This is a genomic window from Pseudoclavibacter chungangensis, from assembly GCF_013410545.1.
In the GTDB taxonomy this organism is placed as follows: domain Bacteria; phylum Actinomycetota; class Actinomycetes; order Actinomycetales; family Microbacteriaceae; genus Pseudoclavibacter; species Pseudoclavibacter chungangensis.
Map to the genome: position 1 here is coordinate 2907322 of NZ_JACCFV010000001.1, position 16065 is coordinate 2923386.

Annotated in this window: 12 protein-coding genes and 1 pseudogene; 6 read left to right on the forward strand and 7 right to left on the reverse strand. The window is 71.6% G+C overall.

What is annotated here, in order from left to right; genetic code table 11:
• Positions 1-163: 163 nt before the first annotated feature.
• Positions 164-1033 (forward strand): SDR family oxidoreductase, encoded by an 870-nt coding sequence (locus HNR16_RS12830; protein ID WP_158040755.1) that lies wholly within the window; start codon positions 164-166, stop codon positions 1031-1033.
• Positions 1034-1142: 109 nt separating this feature from the next.
• On the opposite strand, the gene bcp is transcribed toward HNR16_RS12830, so the two are convergent.
• Both bcp and mqo read right to left on the reverse strand, forming a co-directional pair.
• Positions 1143-1622, reverse strand: a complete 480-nt coding sequence (gene bcp, locus HNR16_RS12835) for a thioredoxin-dependent thiol peroxidase (protein WP_158040754.1) — start codon at positions 1620-1622, stop codon at positions 1143-1145.
• A 193-nt stretch (positions 1623-1815) separates the two neighbouring features.
• A complete protein-coding gene (gene mqo / locus HNR16_RS12840; protein WP_225737869.1) occupies positions 1816-3309 on the reverse strand; it encodes a malate dehydrogenase (quinone) in 1494 nt (497 codons plus the stop codon).
• Positions 3310-3489: 180 nt separating this feature from the next.
• Here mqo and HNR16_RS12845 point away from each other — a divergent pair, with 180 nt between their 5' ends.
• Positions 3490-3741 carry a VOC family protein gene (locus HNR16_RS12845; protein WP_158040753.1) on the forward strand — a complete coding sequence of 84 codons (252 nt, stop codon included), beginning with the start codon at positions 3490-3492 and terminating at the stop codon, positions 3739-3741.
• 32 nt (positions 3742-3773) lie between these two features.
• Here the strand turns inward: HNR16_RS12845 and HNR16_RS12850 are convergent, their stop codons facing one another.
• From HNR16_RS12850 to HNR16_RS12865, 4 genes and pseudogenes are all read right to left on the reverse strand, one after another.
• Positions 3774-4835: an aspartate-semialdehyde dehydrogenase gene (locus tag HNR16_RS12850; RefSeq protein ID WP_158040752.1), complete on the reverse strand. Its 1062-nt coding sequence runs from the start codon at positions 4833-4835 to the stop codon at positions 3774-3776.
• 32 nt (positions 4836-4867) lie between these two features.
• Entirely contained in the window at positions 4868-6139 is a 1272-nt protein-coding gene (locus HNR16_RS12855; RefSeq protein WP_158040751.1) for an aspartate kinase, read from the reverse strand.
• A gap of 396 nt (positions 6140-6535) precedes the next feature.
• Positions 6536-7126: pseudogene (gene recR / locus HNR16_RS12860) on the reverse strand (recombination mediator RecR); the annotation flags it as partial.
• A gap of 101 nt (positions 7127-7227) precedes the next feature.
• Positions 7228-10305 carry a DNA polymerase III subunit gamma and tau gene (locus tag HNR16_RS12865; RefSeq protein ID WP_158040750.1) on the reverse strand — a complete coding sequence of 1026 codons (3078 nt, stop codon included), beginning with the start codon at positions 10303-10305 and terminating at the stop codon, positions 7228-7230.
• 673 nt (positions 10306-10978) lie between these two features.
• Between HNR16_RS12865 and HNR16_RS12870 the strand changes: the two genes are divergently transcribed.
• Genes HNR16_RS12870 through HNR16_RS12885 form a run of 4 tightly spaced genes read left to right on the forward strand, consistent with a single transcriptional unit; the run spans position 10979 to position 15211 of the window.
• Positions 10979-11875, forward strand: a complete 897-nt coding sequence (locus HNR16_RS12870; protein ID WP_218868446.1) for a PIG-L deacetylase family protein — start codon at positions 10979-10981, stop codon at positions 11873-11875.
• Positions 11875-12765 carry an ATP-grasp domain-containing protein gene (locus HNR16_RS12875; protein WP_158040749.1) on the forward strand — a complete coding sequence of 297 codons (891 nt, stop codon included), beginning with the start codon at positions 11875-11877 and terminating at the stop codon, positions 12763-12765. Before HNR16_RS12870 ends, HNR16_RS12875 begins: the two co-directional genes overlap by 1 nt.
• On the forward strand, positions 12762-14045 hold the full coding sequence (locus HNR16_RS12880) for a glycosyltransferase family 2 protein (protein ID WP_158040748.1): 1284 nt from the start codon (positions 12762-12764) through the stop codon (positions 14043-14045). Before HNR16_RS12875 ends, HNR16_RS12880 begins: the two co-directional genes overlap by 4 nt.
• Entirely contained in the window at positions 14042-15211 is a 1170-nt protein-coding gene (locus HNR16_RS12885) for a hypothetical protein (RefSeq protein WP_158040747.1), read from the forward strand. The genes HNR16_RS12880 and HNR16_RS12885 overlap by 4 nt, the downstream gene beginning before the upstream one ends.
• Positions 15212-15268: 57 nt before the next feature.
• Here HNR16_RS12885 and HNR16_RS12890 read toward each other — a convergent pair whose 3' ends face one another.
• Positions 15269-16030: a dienelactone hydrolase family protein gene (locus HNR16_RS12890; RefSeq protein WP_338109168.1), complete on the reverse strand. Its 762-nt coding sequence runs from the start codon at positions 16028-16030 to the stop codon at positions 15269-15271.
• Positions 16031-16065 lie beyond the last annotated feature (35 nt).

Below are 16065 nucleotides of genomic sequence, written 5' to 3' on the forward strand. Positions count from 1 at the left end.
ACAACCGAACTTCGAACACGCGAACACTCCGGCGCGGCGGAATCACGCGCCAAGATGTCCGAGAACAGGCACCGGGCACCCCACGTTCGGCACACACCCAGCCACGACCACGACCCAGCACAGACCGATCCGACGCGAGGAACGCGTCCCGAGGAGGCCGACGATGACCACCGACGAGCACGACACCGGCGAGCACGGCACCACCACTGCATGCGACCCGGACGGACGCACCACACCGGGACCCCCTCGAGACCATCGCACCCGCGTCGCCGTCGTCACCGGTGCGGGCAGTGGCATCGGACGCGCAACGGCACTCGAACTCACCCGTCGCGGGTGGCACGTCGCTCTGCTCGGCCGCCGCGAGTCGGCGCTCCGCGCGGTCGCCGAGCAGGCCCGTGACCTCGCGCCGGACGGCGTGGATCACCTCGTCGTCCCGACCGACGTCACCGACCCGGGTGCCGTCGAGCACGCCTTCGCGCTCGTGCGGGAGCGGCACGCGCGGCTCGACCTGCTGTTCAACAACGCGGGCGCCTTCGGCCCGTCCGCACGCGTCGACGAACTCACGCTCGAGGACTGGAGCGCGAACTGGGCCGTGAACGTCACCGGCACGTTCCTGTGCGCCGCCGCCGCGTTCCGCACCATGCGTGCGCAGGATCCGCAGGGCGGCCGCATCCTCAACAACGGCTCGGTCTCGGCCCGACGCCCACGGCCGTCGGCCGTCGCCTACACGACGACGAAGCACGCCGTCACCGGACTCACGCGCTCGATCGCACTCGACGGCCGCCCCTTCGGCATCACGTGCGGTCAGATCGATCTCGGCAACGCCGCGACCGACATGCTCACGGGTGCGGGAACCGGGGCGAGTTCGGACACCGGCGCACTGCAGGCCGACGGCACGCGCCGCCCGGAACCGACCTTCGACGCGCACGAGGCGGCCCGCCTCGTCGTCGACATCGCCGAGCTCCCCGCGAACGTCGCCGTGCACGAACTCGTCGTGACCGCCGCCGGCATGCCCTACGACGGGCGCGGCTGAGCGCGGCCCACCCGCGCACTGCGCACACTCGGCCCGCACCGGCCCGGGCGCGCACGGGTCGACCGGGCACCGGCCCGGACCGAGCCGGGGCGCGGGCGAGGCGGGGTGCTCAGACGCCGAGTGACTCCCGCAGCGCGCGGACGTGCCCGTCGGCGTTCACGCGGTACTCGGCGAGCTCGATCCGCCCGTCCTCGCCGATCGCGAACGTCGAGCGCAGCACGCCCGCGAGCGTGCGGTCACCGATCTGCTTCTCGCCCCACGCGCCGTACGCCTTCGCCGTCACGTGATCGGGGTCCGAGAGGAGCGGGAAGTCGAGCCGGTCCTCGGCCGCGAAGCGCGCGAGCGTCTCGACGTCGTCGCCCGAGATCCCCACGACCGCGTAGCCCGCGCCCTGCAGCGACGCGAGGTTGTCACGGAAGTCGCACGCCTCCGTCGTGCACCCGGGCGTGAACGCGGCGGGGTAGAAGTACACGATCACCCTGCGGCCCGCGAAGTCGGACAGCGACACCGTCGCGCCCGTCGCGTCACGCAGCGCGAAGTCCGGCGCCGGGTCCCCGGCCGAAAGGTGCTCGAAGCGTTCGTCGCTCATGGCGCTCCCATCCGCGATGCGCGCGCGGAGCGCCACCACCCTCGTCGCCCGCACGAGCACGTGACGGTCGGTCACCCGAACCGCACGCGATTCCATCATGCGGACTGACAATTCTGTCTGATGGAAGCATCGTGTGCGGTGATGTCGGGACCCGCAATGCGCCGGGCACGAGCTCACCCGCAGCGCCCGGGCGTCAGCGCTGCGGGTGCAGCCCGAGGCGCTCGTTCGTCGCCGTCAGCACGTGCTCCGCCTCCTCGGCCGAGTCGTTGACACGCTTCCCGAAGTCGGGCATGAGCTCCCCCAGCCGGGCCGACCAGTCGTCGTAGCGCGTGGGGAAGCACCGCTTCAGGACGTCGAGCATGACCGGCACCGCGACCGTCGCTCCGGGCGAGGCGCCGAGCAACCCGGCGATCGTGCCGTCGGCCTTCGAGATGACCTCCGTGCCCATCTGCAGCACGCCACCGCGCTTCGCGTCGCGCTTCATGACCTGCACGCGCTGGCCGGCGGTGATGAGCTCCCAGTCCTTCGACTCGGCCTCGGGGAAGAACTTCGTGAGCTCGGCGAACTTCTTCCGCCGCGGTGCGAGCACCTGACCCACGAGATACGTCACGAGGTCGAAGTTGTCGCGGGCCACCGCGAGCATCGGCAGGATGTTGTGCAGTCGCAGCGACGAGAACAGGTCGAGGTACGAACCGTGCTTCAGGTACTTGGGCGAGAAACCCGCGTAGGGCCCGAACATGAGCCACTTCTTACCGTTCACGACGCGCGTGTCGAGGTGCGGCACCGACATCGGGGGCGCCCCGACCGACGCCTTGCCGTAGACCTTCGCCTGGTGCTTCGCGACGACCTCGGGATTGTCGGTGCGGAGGAACTGGCCCGAGATCGGGAAGCCGCCGTAGCCGCGGATCTCGGGAATCTTGGCCTTCTGGAGGAGCGTCAGCGCGCGGCCACCGGCCCCGACGAACACGAAGCGCGCCCGCGTCACCGACTTACGACCACGGTCCTCGCCCGAGCGCTTGCGGCTCAGGATCTGCCAGACACCGTCGCGCTGCTGGCGCAGGTCGATCACCTCGGTGCCGAGCGTGACCTCGGCACCGTTCCCGCGCAGTCCGTCGACGAGCAGGTTCGTGAGCGCACCGAAGTCGACGTCGGTGCCGATCGGCATGTAGGTCGCCGCGATCTTCTCGTCGACGTCGCGCCCGACGACGAGCGCCGGGGCCCACTCGGCGATGATCGCCGGGTCGTCCGAGAACTGCATGTCCGCGAACGCCGGCTCTGCCTTGAGCAGCTCCCAGCGGCGCTTGAGGAATGCGACGTTGTCGGCACCCTGTACGAACGTCAGGTGCGGCACCGTGTTGATGAAGCGCTCCGGCTCGGGCAGCTCGCCCGCGCCGACGAGCAGCGACCAGAACTCGCGTGACGTGAAGTACTGCTGGTTGATCGTGACGGCCTTCTCGCTCGTCATCGTGCCGTTCTTCTCGGGCGTGTAGTTCAGCTCGCAGTACGCGGCGTGGCCCGTTCCGGCGTTGTTCCAGGGATTCGAACTCTCGAGCGCGAGCTCGTCGAGCCGCTCGATGATCTTGATGCTCCAGTCGGGCTCGAGCTTGCTGATGATGGAGCCGAGCGTGGCGCTCATGATGCCGCCACCGATCAGAACGACGTCGTAGATCCCATGCGCTTTCGTCACCGCACCAGTCTATGCCGCCCGCGCCGTCGTCTCGCTCGCGTCCGCACGCCGCTGTGCACCCGGCGTGCTAGCCTCACGCCCCGCCGCGTCGCCCAGGATTCCGGCGGGGATCCGGCGGGCCGGGCCACGCGACGTCGCGGGGCGCGCCGCACGGACCACGGCGCAGGACGGAGACGCCCGGTGGCATGCAGGATCGGCGAACTCGTGCTCGGCTGTCGCGACCCCGACACCCTCGCGACGTTCTGGTGCGCGGTGCTCGACGTCGTCGAACTCGATCGCGACGAGGACATGATCGAGATCGGCCCGCGCTCGGGATTCGGCGGCGCACAGCCGACGATCATCCTCTCCCGCGGCGACGAGCCGTGGCACGTGCTCGCCGACCCCGAGGGGAACGTGTTCTGCCTGCTGCGCGGGCGGCTCGATCCAGTGTGATCCGGCGCACGGAGCGCCGCGGATCACGTGGGTCAGGCGGGCACCTTCGCGGCCGCGACGACCTCGGCGACCTGCACCGCGTTGAGCGCAGCGCCCTTGCGCAGATTGTCATTCGCGACGAACAGCACGAGCCCGCGCTTGCCGGGCGCCGACGCGTCCTGCCGGATGCGTCCCACGTAGCTCGGGTCGTTGCCGGCCGCGTCGAGCGGGTTCGGCACGTCCGCGAGCTCGACGCCAGGCGCCTGCGAGAGCAGCTCGCGCGCCCGGTCGGGCGTGATGTCGTTCGCGAACTCCGCGTTGATCGAGAGCGAGTGGCCCGTGAACACCGGTACGCGCACGCACGTCCCCGAGACGAGCAACTCGGGCAGGCCGAGGATCTTGCGCGACTCGTTGCGGAGCTTCTGCTCCTCGTCGGTCTCCTCCGAGCCGTCGTCGACGAGGTTGCCCGCGAGCGCGACGACGTTGAACGCGATGTCCTTGACGTACTTCTGCGGCTCCGGCAGCGCGATCGCGTGCCCGTCGTGCACGAGCCCGAGCAGTTCGTCGTGGCCCGCCTCGACGCCGGCGATCGCCTGGCCCGCGAGTTCCTCGGCGCCCGCGAGGCCCGAGCCCGAAACGGCCTGGTAGGTCGAGACGATGAGCCGCTGCAGGCCCGCCTCCGCGTCGAGCACCTTCAGCACGGGCATCGCCGCCATCGTCGTGCAGTTCGGGTTCGCGATGATGCCCTTGCGCGCATCGGCGATCGCCTCCGGGTTCACCTCGCTCACGACGAGCGGCACGTCCGGGTCCATCCGCCATGCGCTCGAGTTGTCGATGACGATCGCACCCGCGTTCGCGAACCGCTCCGCCTGTGCCTTCGAGGTCGCCCCGCCGGCCGAGAACAGCGCGATGTCGAGCCCCGTCGGGTCGGCCGTCGCGGCGTCCTCGACGACGATCTGCTCGCCGCGGAACTCGAGCGTCGTACCCGCCGACCGCGCCGAGGCGAAGAAGCGGATCGATGCGATCGGGAAGTCGCGCTCGACGAGGAGACGGCGCATGACCGCCCCGACCTGACCGGTGGCGCCGACGACGCCGACGTGGAACTGCTGTGCCATTGGTGGCTCCCTGCGGATCGAGTTGCTGAAGTCTACCGACCGGTGCCCGCGTACACGACCGCTTCGTGGTCGGCGTCGAGCCCGAACGCGGAGTGGATGACGCGCGTGGCCTCGGTCACGAGCTCCGCGCGGACCGTGATCGAGATGCGGATCTCGGAGGTCGAGATCATGTCGATGTTGATGCCCGCGTCGCGCAGCGCCTCGAAGAGCCGCGCCGAGACACCGATGTTCGTTCGCATGCCCGAGCCCACGAGCGAGATCTTGCCGATGCCCTCGGTGAAGGTGAGCTGCTCGTAGCCGATCTCGTCCTTCGCCTCCTCGAGCGCGCGCTTGACCTTCTCGGCGCCCGCCTTCGGCAGCGTGAACGAGATGTCGGTGATGCCCGTGCCGCGACCCGACACGTTCTGGACGATCATGTCGATGTTCGCGCCCTGCTCGGCGACGATCGCGAAGATCTGCGCGGCCTTGCCCGGCACGTCCGGCACGCCCGAGACGGTGATCTTCGCCTGGGTGAGGTCGTGGGCGACGCCCGCGATCATCGGTTCTTCCACTTCGAACTCCTCTGCCCGCTCGGGGTTGTAGACGATGGTGCCCGGCAGGTCGGAGAACGACGAGCGGACATGGAGGGTGACGCCCTGGCGGCGCGCGTACTCGACGGCGCGGATGTGGAGCACCTTCGCGCCGTTCGCGGCGAGCTCCAGCATCTCTTCGCTCGTGATGTGATCGAGCTTGTGGGCGAGCGGCACGATGCGCGGATCGGCCGTGAACACGCCGTCGACGTCGCTGTAGATCTCGCACACGTCGGCATCGAGCGCCGCCGCGAGCGCGACGGCCGTCGTGTCGGAGCCGCCGCGGCCGAGGGTCGTGATGTCGCGCGAGTCGCGGTTGAAGCCCTGGAAGCCCGCGACGATCGCGATCGCTCCCTGGTCGAGCGCCTCGCGGACGCGCACGGGCGTGACGTCGACGATGCGTGCATCGCCGTGCTTCGAGTCGGTGATCATGCCTGCCTGGCTACCGGTGTAGCTGCGCGCGTCGAAGCCCAGGTCCTTGATCGCCATCGCGAGCAGCGCCATCGAGACGCGCTCGCCCGTCGTGACGAGCATGTCGAACTCGCGCGCATCGGGCCGCTCGGCGACCGAGTGCGCGAGGTCGATGAGGTCGTCCGTCGTGTCGCCCATCGCGGAGACGGCGACGACGACGTCGTTGCCCGCGCTGCGGGTGTCGACGATGCGCTTCGCCACGCGCTTGATGCTCTCGGCATCGGCGACTGACGAGCCGCCGTATTTCTGGACGATCAGGCTCACGTGATGGACTCTCTCGAAGGTCGTGGGTCGGGAGCCGCCGGCGCGCGGCGGGCACGATCACCCATTCTACGGTGCGGGCCGTTCGCGTGCCGGATCGGTGTGCGCTCAGCCCGCACGCTGCGCGGAGGGACCGTCCGAGGCGGGGTCCGACGCCGCGTCGCCCGCAGTCTCGTCGGTCGGCCCCGTCGTGTCGGTCGGAGCCGTCGCGTCCGTCTCGCCGCTCCGCGCGGTCTCGCCCGTCCGCTCCGTTCCGCCGCTCGAGGTGGGAGACGGGTCACGCGGCCCCTCCGCGACGATCCACCCCGGCTCCTCGGCGGCGCGTTCCGCCCACCCCTCACCGGGTGCGGCGAGCGGGGGCCGGCGGGGCGGCGGTGCCGCGGCGCCCCGCGATGCGCCGAGGGTCTGCCTGCCGGAGAAGGCCCGCCCGAGCGTCACCTCGTCCGCGTACTCGAGGTCGCCACCGACCGGCAGCCCCGACGCGAGGCGGGACACCCGCACCCCGATCGACGACAGGAGCCGCGAGAGATAGCTCGCCGTCGCGTCGCCCTCGAGGTTCGGGTCGGTCGCGATGATGACCTCCTGCACCTCGCCCGAGTCGAGCCGCGACAGGAGCGAGCGGATGTTGAGCTCCTCCGGCCCGATGCCGTCGATCGGGCTGATCGCGCCACCGAGCACGTGATAGCGGCCGTCGAACTCGCGGGTCCGCTCGATCGCCGCGACGTCCTTCGGCTCCTCGACGACGCAGATGACCGTCGGGTCGCGTCGCTGGTCGCGGCACACGACGCACTCGTCGCCGTCCGCGACGTTCCCGCAGATACGGCAGAACCGCACGCGCTCGCGCACGTCGAGCAGGATCTGCGCGAGCCGCGACACGTCGAACGACCGCGTCTGCACGATGTGGAACGCGATGCGCTGCGCGGACTTCGGCCCGACGCCGGGCAGGCGCCCCAGTTCGTCGATGAGGTCCTGAACGATCCCCTCGTACATCTAGACCTCCCTCTCCCGGCCCCGCCCGGCCACGCCGGGGGCACCGACGATGCTGCGCGCCCCGATCCCGTGCACGCCGCGACCCGCCCGCGGTCGCCGGATCATCCGGCGCCCGGTACGTTCATCGGGTCGTCGTCGGGCGCCTCGAACCCCGGCCCCGAGACCGGTGCGGGCGGCGGCAGTTCCTCCTCGCCCACGAATCGCGCGCCGAGCTTCTCGCGAATGACCGACTCGCCGTATCGCTCGATCGGCGGCAGTCCCCCGGGGCGTGGGCCCACCGTGGTCGTCGTCGCGGCGTGCGTCGCCGGTCGGGCCGTTCGCGGTTCGTCTGCGGGGCGCGTCCCGGTCGGCGCCGTCACCGATCCCTGCGGTGCGCGGGATCGCGCGGGCGCGTCGCGGGGCGCCTCGTCCCGTGGGTCCTCGGGCGGCGGTTCGTCGTCGTAGGCGTCGGGTGGCAGCGGCTCGTCCGCCCCCGACGCACGCCCTCCGCCGCCGGACGCGTCGGGGCGTCGAACCGGGATGACGGGATCGTCCTCGACGATCGGCTCCTCCGCAGCCGCCCGCGCCGTCGCCTCGCGGAGCGCGACGACCTCGGGAGCGCGGTTGTAGTCGACGGCCGAGCGCCGCTCGGGACGCGGTGCCGCCGGTTCGGGGTCGGCGTCCTCCGCCGCCTCGCCCCATGCCGAGCCCGGGCCGTCGGCGGGCGGCACGTCGCCACCGGGGATCGCGACGACGTTCCACGTCGTCGTCGATCCCGATCCACCGCTCGCCCTCGACTGTGTGCCCCCGGGCGGGGGCGACGACCGTGTCGGCCCGCGGCCGCCACGATCCTGCGGGCCACTCGCGGAGGGGCCGCGGCCGCCGTCGGCGGCCGGCCCGTGCGGTGCGGCGCCGCCCGTCGGTGCCGGCCCGTCGGGCCCCGGCACGTCGCCGGAACGACCCGCGTCGCCGTCCTCGGGCCGTTGCACGATCTTCGGCTGGAACTTCACGGAGACACCGAGGAGGCTCCGCATCGCCTCGCGGACGAGCTCGCTCGGGGCGGCCGCGTCGCCGTTCGGCGTCTTGAACCGGTCGAGCGCCGCGCGCGAATCGATCTCGAACCGCAGCACGCCGTCGACGAAGTCGCGCGGTTGCGCGGCGTACACCGCCGTCCAGGCGACGATGCCGCCCGCCTGCTTGACGTGTTCGAGCACGCTCGGCCACGCGTCGCGCACCTGGCCGAACGAGACACTCCGCGGATCGACCTCGCCGACCGCACGCGACGCCGACTGCCCGGCGTCCGTCGGTGCACCCGGCTCGCCGTCGCGGTCCCGAACACGGCCCTGCCGATCGTCGGCGGTGCCCCGATTCCCGGGAGCATGGTCGCCGCTCACGTCGTGGTCGCCGGAAGCGGTCCCGCCGGTAGCGTGTTCCGCCTCGGTTCGCGGCGGGCCCTCCGGTGTCGATTCCGACGCCACCGTCGTTCCTGCCTCCGTCCCAGGCTCGGACGCCACGGCCGGTTCGCGGACCGGGGCCGCCTCGGCCGATGCCGGTTCGGACGGGGTCGCCGGTTCGGGCGCTGCCGCGGGCTCGGGCGCTGCCGCGGGCTCGGGCGCTGCCGCGGGCTCGGGTGTCTTCGCGGGCTCCGCGCGGGGTTCCTCGCCCACGCCCACGACGGGTGCGCGGCCCGGTTCCCCCTCCGCCGGGGAGGCCGACGCCCATGCCGAACGTGCCGCATCCGCGACGCCCCGCGCCGCGGCAGCCGTCGCCTCGCGTCCGGCCCCCCGCGTCTCACGCGTGCCGTCATCGGGCGTGCCTGCACCGGGCGTGCCTGCACCGGGCGCACCGACGTCGCCCGTCCCGGCACCGGCGGCTCGAGCGTCATCGGAGCGCGACTCGACGGCTGCCGTCCCTGCCGTGTCCGCCTCCCGCGTGACCGCGGTCGACGCGTCCCGGCCTCCGCGTCGCTCGGTGAGCTCGTCCGACCCCGCCTCGGCCTTCTCGTCACGCACGCCGGCCGCACCGGGCACCTCACGCACGGGAGCCGTCGATGCCGCCGGCACGACCTCGATCGCCGCCGAGTCACCCGCCCAGGCCGCTCGCGACGCGACGAGCACCCGCGCGACCATGAGCTCGAGGTGCAGCCGCGGCGAGGTCACGCCCGACATCTCCGTGAGCGTCGTGTTCACGAGATCCGCCATCGTCGTGAGCGCCGCGGGCGTGAAGCGATCGGACTGCGCCCGCAGCCGCTCGAGCTCCTCGGGCGACAGCCCGCGCAGCACCGCGCCGACGCCGTCACCCGTCGCCTTCGCGAGGATCAGATCGCGCACGCGCTCGAGCAGGTCCTCCACGAAACGTCGCGGGTCCTGCCCGGACTGCACGACGCGGTCGAGCACCCCGTAGGCCGCCCTGGCCTCCTGGCCCGCGAACGACTCGATCGTCTCGTCGAGCAGCTCCGTCGCGGTGAAACCGAGCAGCGCGACCGCTCGCCCGTAGTCGACGTGCTCACCCTCGGACCCGGCGATCACCTGGTCGAGCAGCGACAGGGTGTCGCGCGCCGAGCCGCCACCCGCCCGCACCACGAGCGGCAGTACGCCACCGTCGGCGGTCACGCCCTCGGAGCGGCACAGTTGCTCGACGTAGGCGAGCATGGGCGCAGGCGGGATCAGCCGGAACGGGAAGTGGTGCGTTCGCGAGCGGATCGTCCCGATGACCTTCTCGGGCTCGGTCGTCGCGAACACGAAGCGCACGTGCTCCGGCGGCTCCTCCACGACCTTCAGCAGGGCGTTGAAGCCCGCCGCCGTCACCATGTGCGCCTCGTCGATGATGAAGATCTTGTAGCGGTCGCGACTCGGTGCGAGCACCGCCCGCTCCCGCAGATCACGCGCGTCGTCGACGCCGCCGTGGCTCGCCGCGTCGATCTCGATGACGTCGAGCGAGCCGCCCCCGTCGCGCGCGAGTTCGATGCAGCTGTCGCACGTCCCGCACGGCGTGTCCGTCGGGCCCTGCGCACAGTTCAGGCAGCGGGCCAGGATGCGCGCCGACGAGGTCTTGCCGCAGCCGCGCGGCCCCGAGAAGAGGTAGGCGTGGTTGACCCGGCCCGTTCGCAGTGCCGTCATGAGCGGCTCCGTCACCTGCGACTGCCCAATCATGTCAGCGAAGGAGTCGGGCCGATAACGGCGGTAGAGGGCGGCGACCATCCGTCAATCGTAGCCGGGCCCACCCCCAGGAGACCGCTTCGCCGCCGACGCCGACGGCGCCCGTGGCGAACACCCGCCTGCCACGTCACCGACGCGCGATTTCCCCCTCGCCCGACCGACCGTTCAATCGCACATGAATGTTGGGGCATTCCTGAACGAGCCGTTCCGAAACACGACGCGAACAACTGCACGAATGGACCGAGTCACCCCGCACGCATCGCCGAACGACCCCGAGGCACGACGCCGCCGACGCTCGAAGCGCGTCAACTCGGGCGAGGGCCGTCGAAACGCGAACACCCGCGACGCCGCCCATCGGGATACGGATCGAGTCACTCCGCGGCCCGCCAACGAATGATTCGTGCACGCAATCACGTTGAGGCGGTACCCGCCCCATTCCAGGAAATGATAGAACCGACTCTCAGGGGGTTCGATCGGCGACGTCCGACGACGCCCCGGGAATGTGGTCGCTCAGGCCATCACGCTCGGGACGACGATGGGGACGGCGTCCACGCACGGTGCATGCGCCGTGCGCCCGCCGCGACGGAAGCAGAGACCATTCGCGGCGAGCACCGACACCGGCAGGTCCCGCGTGCGGGACGCCGATCGACCACGGGGAACGAGGGGCCGTGTCCGACTCCCGGCGGACACGGGGAACAGGGGAATTGTCCATGCAGTGGCTCGGTCTGCTTCTCGCGAGCATCGCTCTCGTCGGCCTCGTCGTCGTGATCATCAGGCTCCGATCGATCCGCAGACGATTCCGCAGCGCCGTCGCACTCACCGGGGCCCCACCCTCGCGGTCTCGATCCTGTTCGTCCCGACGCTCGTCCTCGGCGCCCTGACCGATGCCACGTGGGCGCCGTACGTCGCGGGCGCCGCCGTCGTGGCGGGCCTGTTCCTCATCGGCGCCTTCGCGCTCCTGCATCGTCCGGTGGCGTCACCGCAGCAGCCGAAGCGCATCCTCGTCGTCGCGGCCCACCCGGACGACCTCGAGCTCGCGTGCGGCGCGAGCCTCGCGAGATTCGTCGACCTCGGCCATCACGTCGAGGCGCTCGTCATGAGCCGCGGCGCCCGCGGTGGGAGCGAGGTGATCCGCGCGGGCGAGGCCGTCGCGGCCGCGAGCTTCCTCGAGCTGAGCGACATCACGGTCCGCGATTTCACGGACACCCGGATGGCGACCGAGATCGGCGAGATGATCGCCGCGACCGAGGCGATGATCGGCCTCGTGCAGCCCGACGTCATCCTCACGCACTCGAAGCACGACCAGCACCAGGACCACCACGCCGTCCACCTCGCCGTGTTGCGCGCCGCGCGCCGCTGCTCGACGATCCTGTGCTTCGAGAGCCCGTCGGTGACGAGCGAGTTCACCCCGCGCTTCTTCGTCGACGTGGGGGACTACATGGACGTCAAGGCCGCGGCCGTGCGCGCGCACGCGAACCAGGCCGACAAGCCGTACATCGACGACCACAAGCTCGCGGGCAAGGCACTCCACCGCGGCGAGCAGGCCAGGATCGACCACGCCGAGGGCTACGAGGTCGTGCGCGCCCTCTCCCACCAGCTCGGGAGCCTGTGATGCCGCTCCGCGTCCTCGTCACGGGAGCCGGCGGACCAGCCGGTCGCGCGCCACTGAGGCAGTGCGCCGCTCGTGGCGTCGACGCGGCCGGCGTCGACATGGTCGAGGTCCCCGACTCGCCGCTGCCCGTCAGGATCGTGCCGCCGGCCCGGGACGACGACTACCTCGACGCCATGCGCGCCGCCGTCCGTGCCGTCGGCGCGGACGTCGTCGTGCCCACCGTGAGCGAGGAGCTCCCCCGCATCGCCGATGCACGGGACGCGTTCGGTGCCGACGTGTTCGTCGCGGTGTCGCCGCCCGAGGCCGTCCGGCTCGCGGACGACAAGCTCGTCACGGAGCGCCGACTCGCCGACCGCGGCGTCCCCGTGCCGCGCACCGCAACACCCCACGACCTCACGGCGCCGGGTGATGCCGAGCGCCGCGTCGGCCTACCGCTCGTCGTCAAGCCGCGCGTCTCGCGCGGCGCACGAGGCGTGCGCGTCGTCCGCGACGCGTCGGCGCTCGGCCCGCTCGACGAGCACCTCCTCCTCCAGTCGTTCGCACCCGGTACCGAGTACGCGCCGGTCGTCCACGCGCCGCTCGACGGCGGCGCGCCCTTCTTCGTGCGCGTCCTCGACAAGACGGGTCTGAGCGCCGGCGAGGTCGGCAACGCGACCGGCGTCCGTCCCGCGGACGGCCCCGACACGGCCGACGTCGCGCGCGCCGCACTCGACGCGGTCTCGGCGCTCGGGCTCGTCGGCCCCGTCGACGTCGACGTCCGGCGTGACGACACCGGTCGACCGGTCGTCCTCGAGCTCAACGCGCGCTTCGGCGCGAACAGCGAGGCCGTCCCGGGCCTGTTCGACCATCTCCTCGACGACCTGCGCCGCATCCGAGGTCTCGTGCCGTGATCGATTTCCTCGCGGTCGCCCGGGTCATCGGCGAGATCGGATTCTGGCTCGGCATGATCGCGCTCGTGTTCGGTTTCGTGAAGCTCGTGTACCTGCCGCTCGCGGTGGTCTTCGAGATCGTCGAGCGTCGCCACCGCGCCAAGGGCATCCACACGATGGCCGACGAACTCCCCCTCGTCTCGGTCATCGTGCCGGCGTACAACGAGGGCGTCGTCCTCGCGAACTGCGTCAACTCGGTGCTCGCATCGAACTACGACCGCGTCGAGGTCGTCATCGTGGACGACGGCTCGACCGACAACACCCCACAGGTCATGGCCTGGCTCGCGAGCCGCGATGCGCGGGTGCGCGTGTTCCGTCAACGCAACGGCGGCAAGGGCGCCGCCCTCAACCACGGCATCCGCGAGTCGCACGGGCACGTCCTGATGTTCGTCGACGCCGACGGCATCTTCAGCGCGAACACGATCACCGAGATGCTGCGCGGCATGGATCACGAACGCGTCGGCGCGGTGTGCGGTGACGACCGGCCCGTCAACCTCGACCGGCCCCTCACGCAAATGCTCGCCCTGTTCAGTCACGCGGGCTGCAGTCTCGTGCGCCGTGCACTCGACGTCATGCGCGTGCTCCCCATCGTGTCGGGCAACATCGGCGCGTTCCCGCGGAGCGTCATCGAGGAGATCGGCGGCTTCAACGAGGACACGCTCGGCGAGGACCTCGAACTCACGTGGCGCATCTACCGTGCCGGCTACCACGTGCGCTTCCGTCCGCAGGCGATCGTGCACGCCGAGTCACCGTCCACGATGCGCGCACTGTGGCGACAGCGCGTGCGCTGGGCGCGGGGCCTGTTGCAGACGATGCACATCCAGCGCGACATGGTCGGGAATCCGCGCTACGGAGCGTTCGGCCTGTTCCTCGTGTTCAACACGATCAACATGGTCATCATGCCGGTCCTGCTGCTCACCGTCCTCGTGTGCCTGCCGTTCGGCTTCATCTCAGGCGATCCGCCGTTCGAGCCGAGCCTGCTGTCGATCCTCGCGTGGCTCGGCATCTTCGTGTCGGCCGGGACGATCGTGTTCGCCGTCGCGATGAACGGGGCGTGGGCCGACCTTCGGTTCCTCTACACGATTCCCCTCTGGCCCATCCTCACGACGATCATCGCGGGCGTCATGGTCGAGGCGCTCTGGAAACAGGCGACGCGCAGCGAGTCGAACTGGAACAAGCTGGACCGCACGGGGATCGTCACCGATCGTTCGCTCCGGCGTGCCGCGGGGCTCCAGGCATGAGCGGCTCGCGCGGCGCAGACGCGGGTGGCGCGAGCGACGGAGATCCGGGGGACTCCCGGCCCGGCGTCTCCCGGCGCAGCATCCTGCTCGCCGTGCCCGGCGCCGCCGCCCTCGGCCTCCTCGCGGCGTGCGTCCCGTCGACGCCGGCCGTCGCGCCGCGCCGCATGCTCCGGATCGGCTTCGAGGACCTGACACAGGGCGACGAACACCTCGCCGCCCTCGCGGCGCACCTCGACGACGTCGGGGCCACGGACGTGAGCGTCGTGGGCGGACGGGTCGACTGGACGGCGTTCCCGTGGGCGGCGAACACCGATGCGTGGTCGTCGGCCGTCCGTGACGGCGGCGGCGACCTCGTCGCGGACGCACTCGACCTCGTCGGAACCACTTCGGACGGTTCCTCGCGCTCCATCACGATCGTCCTGGACGTGCTCGCGCCGGGCCTTCTCGCCGACCGACCGGAGCTCGCGGGCGTCGGCGTCGACGGGGAACGCTCCGAGGACTTCCCGAGCCTCGCCGTGCTCACGAAGGGTCTCGTCGCGGACGAGCTCGTGGCGCTCGTCGGTGCCGTCGCCGAGCGCTATCGACCCGCCGCCGTGAGCCTCACGGAGCTCTTCCTCGACGACACCACGTACGGCGACGACGATCTCGACGACTTCCGTCGCGTCGCGGGCACGGACGACTGGCCGCGCACGTCCGACGGGGCGATCGACGTCGCCGACGAGCGCGTCGTGTCGTGGCGCTGCGACGCGGTGGCCGGGCTCGTCGGCCGCACGCGCGAGGCGGCCGCGGCCCACGGGGTCGAGCTGTGGATGGAGGTGCGGGCTCCGACCGAGGACGCGGCCGGTGACCGCCGCGACAGCGGGCAGGACTATGCGCTGCTCGAGGGGGCGTGCGACCGGCTCGTCGTGTGGGACTACTTCGGCATCGCCGACGAGGGGAGCCCGACGACGTCGCAGCTCGCCGACGCGTTGGTGGATCGCTCGGGGACACGCGATGTCCTGTCGGTCGGCCTGTGGGACTCGGAGGCCGAGGCGATCTCGCCGGACGCGCTCCGCGACGCGGTCGAGGCGGCCGCCGACGCGGGCGTCGAGACGGTCTGGGTGACGCCCACCTCGCTCATGGACGACGACCACTGGAGCGCGCTCGCGGACGCATGGCGTCACTGACGCGAAGCCACCCGGGTGGCCGAGTGCGGCATGTGCCGTCGACCGTTCACATGTCGTTCAATCGGCGGCCTGGGCGAGGTGGCGATCGAAGAATCGCGCCACCTCCTCACCGGCGAACGCCGGCACGCCCGTGTGGCCGCCCATGTTGGCGTGCAGGGTCTTCTCCGCCGAGGCGAAGGCGTCGAAGAGGGCGAGCGACGCGTCCCGGTCGTTCCCGTCGTCGTCCCACTGCAGCAGGACGTGCAGCGGCATCGTCACGGCGGTCGCCTCCGACATCGTCGCACGTGGGATGTAGCTGCCCGCGAAAAGGCACGCGGCCAGGATTCGCGGTTCGACGACCGCCAGTCGCACACCGATCGCGATGACCCCACCCGAGTACACCGCACGGCCGTCGAGTTCGGGCAGCGCGAAGCACGCGTCGAGTGTCGCCTGCCACTCGGGGACCGCGCGTTCGACGAGTGGGAGGATCAACCGGTCGACGAGCTCCGGGCCGGGGCGTTCCCCTGCCGACAGCACCCGCCGGAGCTCCGCACGGACCGACTCCGCACCGGGGAGCGTGGGGCGTCCCCCGTTTCCCGGCAACTCGATCGCCACCGCGGCGAGGCCGTGCGCCGAGGCACTCCGGGCCCGCCCCTCCAGCGCGGGGCGCATGCGATGCATCCCCAGTCCGCCAGGTTGCCCCAGCATGACGAGCGGGACCGGCGACGTCTCGGACGCGTCGACCGGGGTCCAGAGGATCCCGGGCACGTCACCGAGCAGGAACTCGCGTTCCAGGACGCCGCCGTCGAGCCGACGTCGGGAAACGACGTGCAGGTTCACCTCGATCGGCTCGACAGGGTGGCGTCGTGTCGGTG

Coding starts and splice junctions, on each gene's coding strand:
- HNR16_RS12875 (WP_158040749.1), top strand. CDS start 11,875: ATGCCGCTCCGCGTCCTCGTCACGGGAGCCGGCGGACCAGCCGGTCGC.
- HNR16_RS12885 (WP_158040747.1), top strand. CDS start 14,042: ATGAGCGGCTCGCGCGGCGCAGACGCGGGTGGCGCGAGCGACGGAGAT.
- HNR16_RS12830 (WP_158040755.1), top strand. CDS start 164: ATGACCACCGACGAGCACGACACCGGCGAGCACGGCACCACCACTGCA.
- bcp (WP_158040754.1), bottom strand. CDS start 1,622: ATGAGCGACGAACGCTTCGAGCACCTTTCGGCCGGGGACCCGGCGCCG.
- HNR16_RS12865 (WP_158040750.1), bottom strand. CDS start 10,305: ATGGTCGCCGCCCTCTACCGCCGTTATCGGCCCGACTCCTTCGCTGAC.
- HNR16_RS12850 (WP_158040752.1), bottom strand. CDS start 4,835: ATGGCACAGCAGTTCCACGTCGGCGTCGTCGGCGCCACCGGTCAGGTC.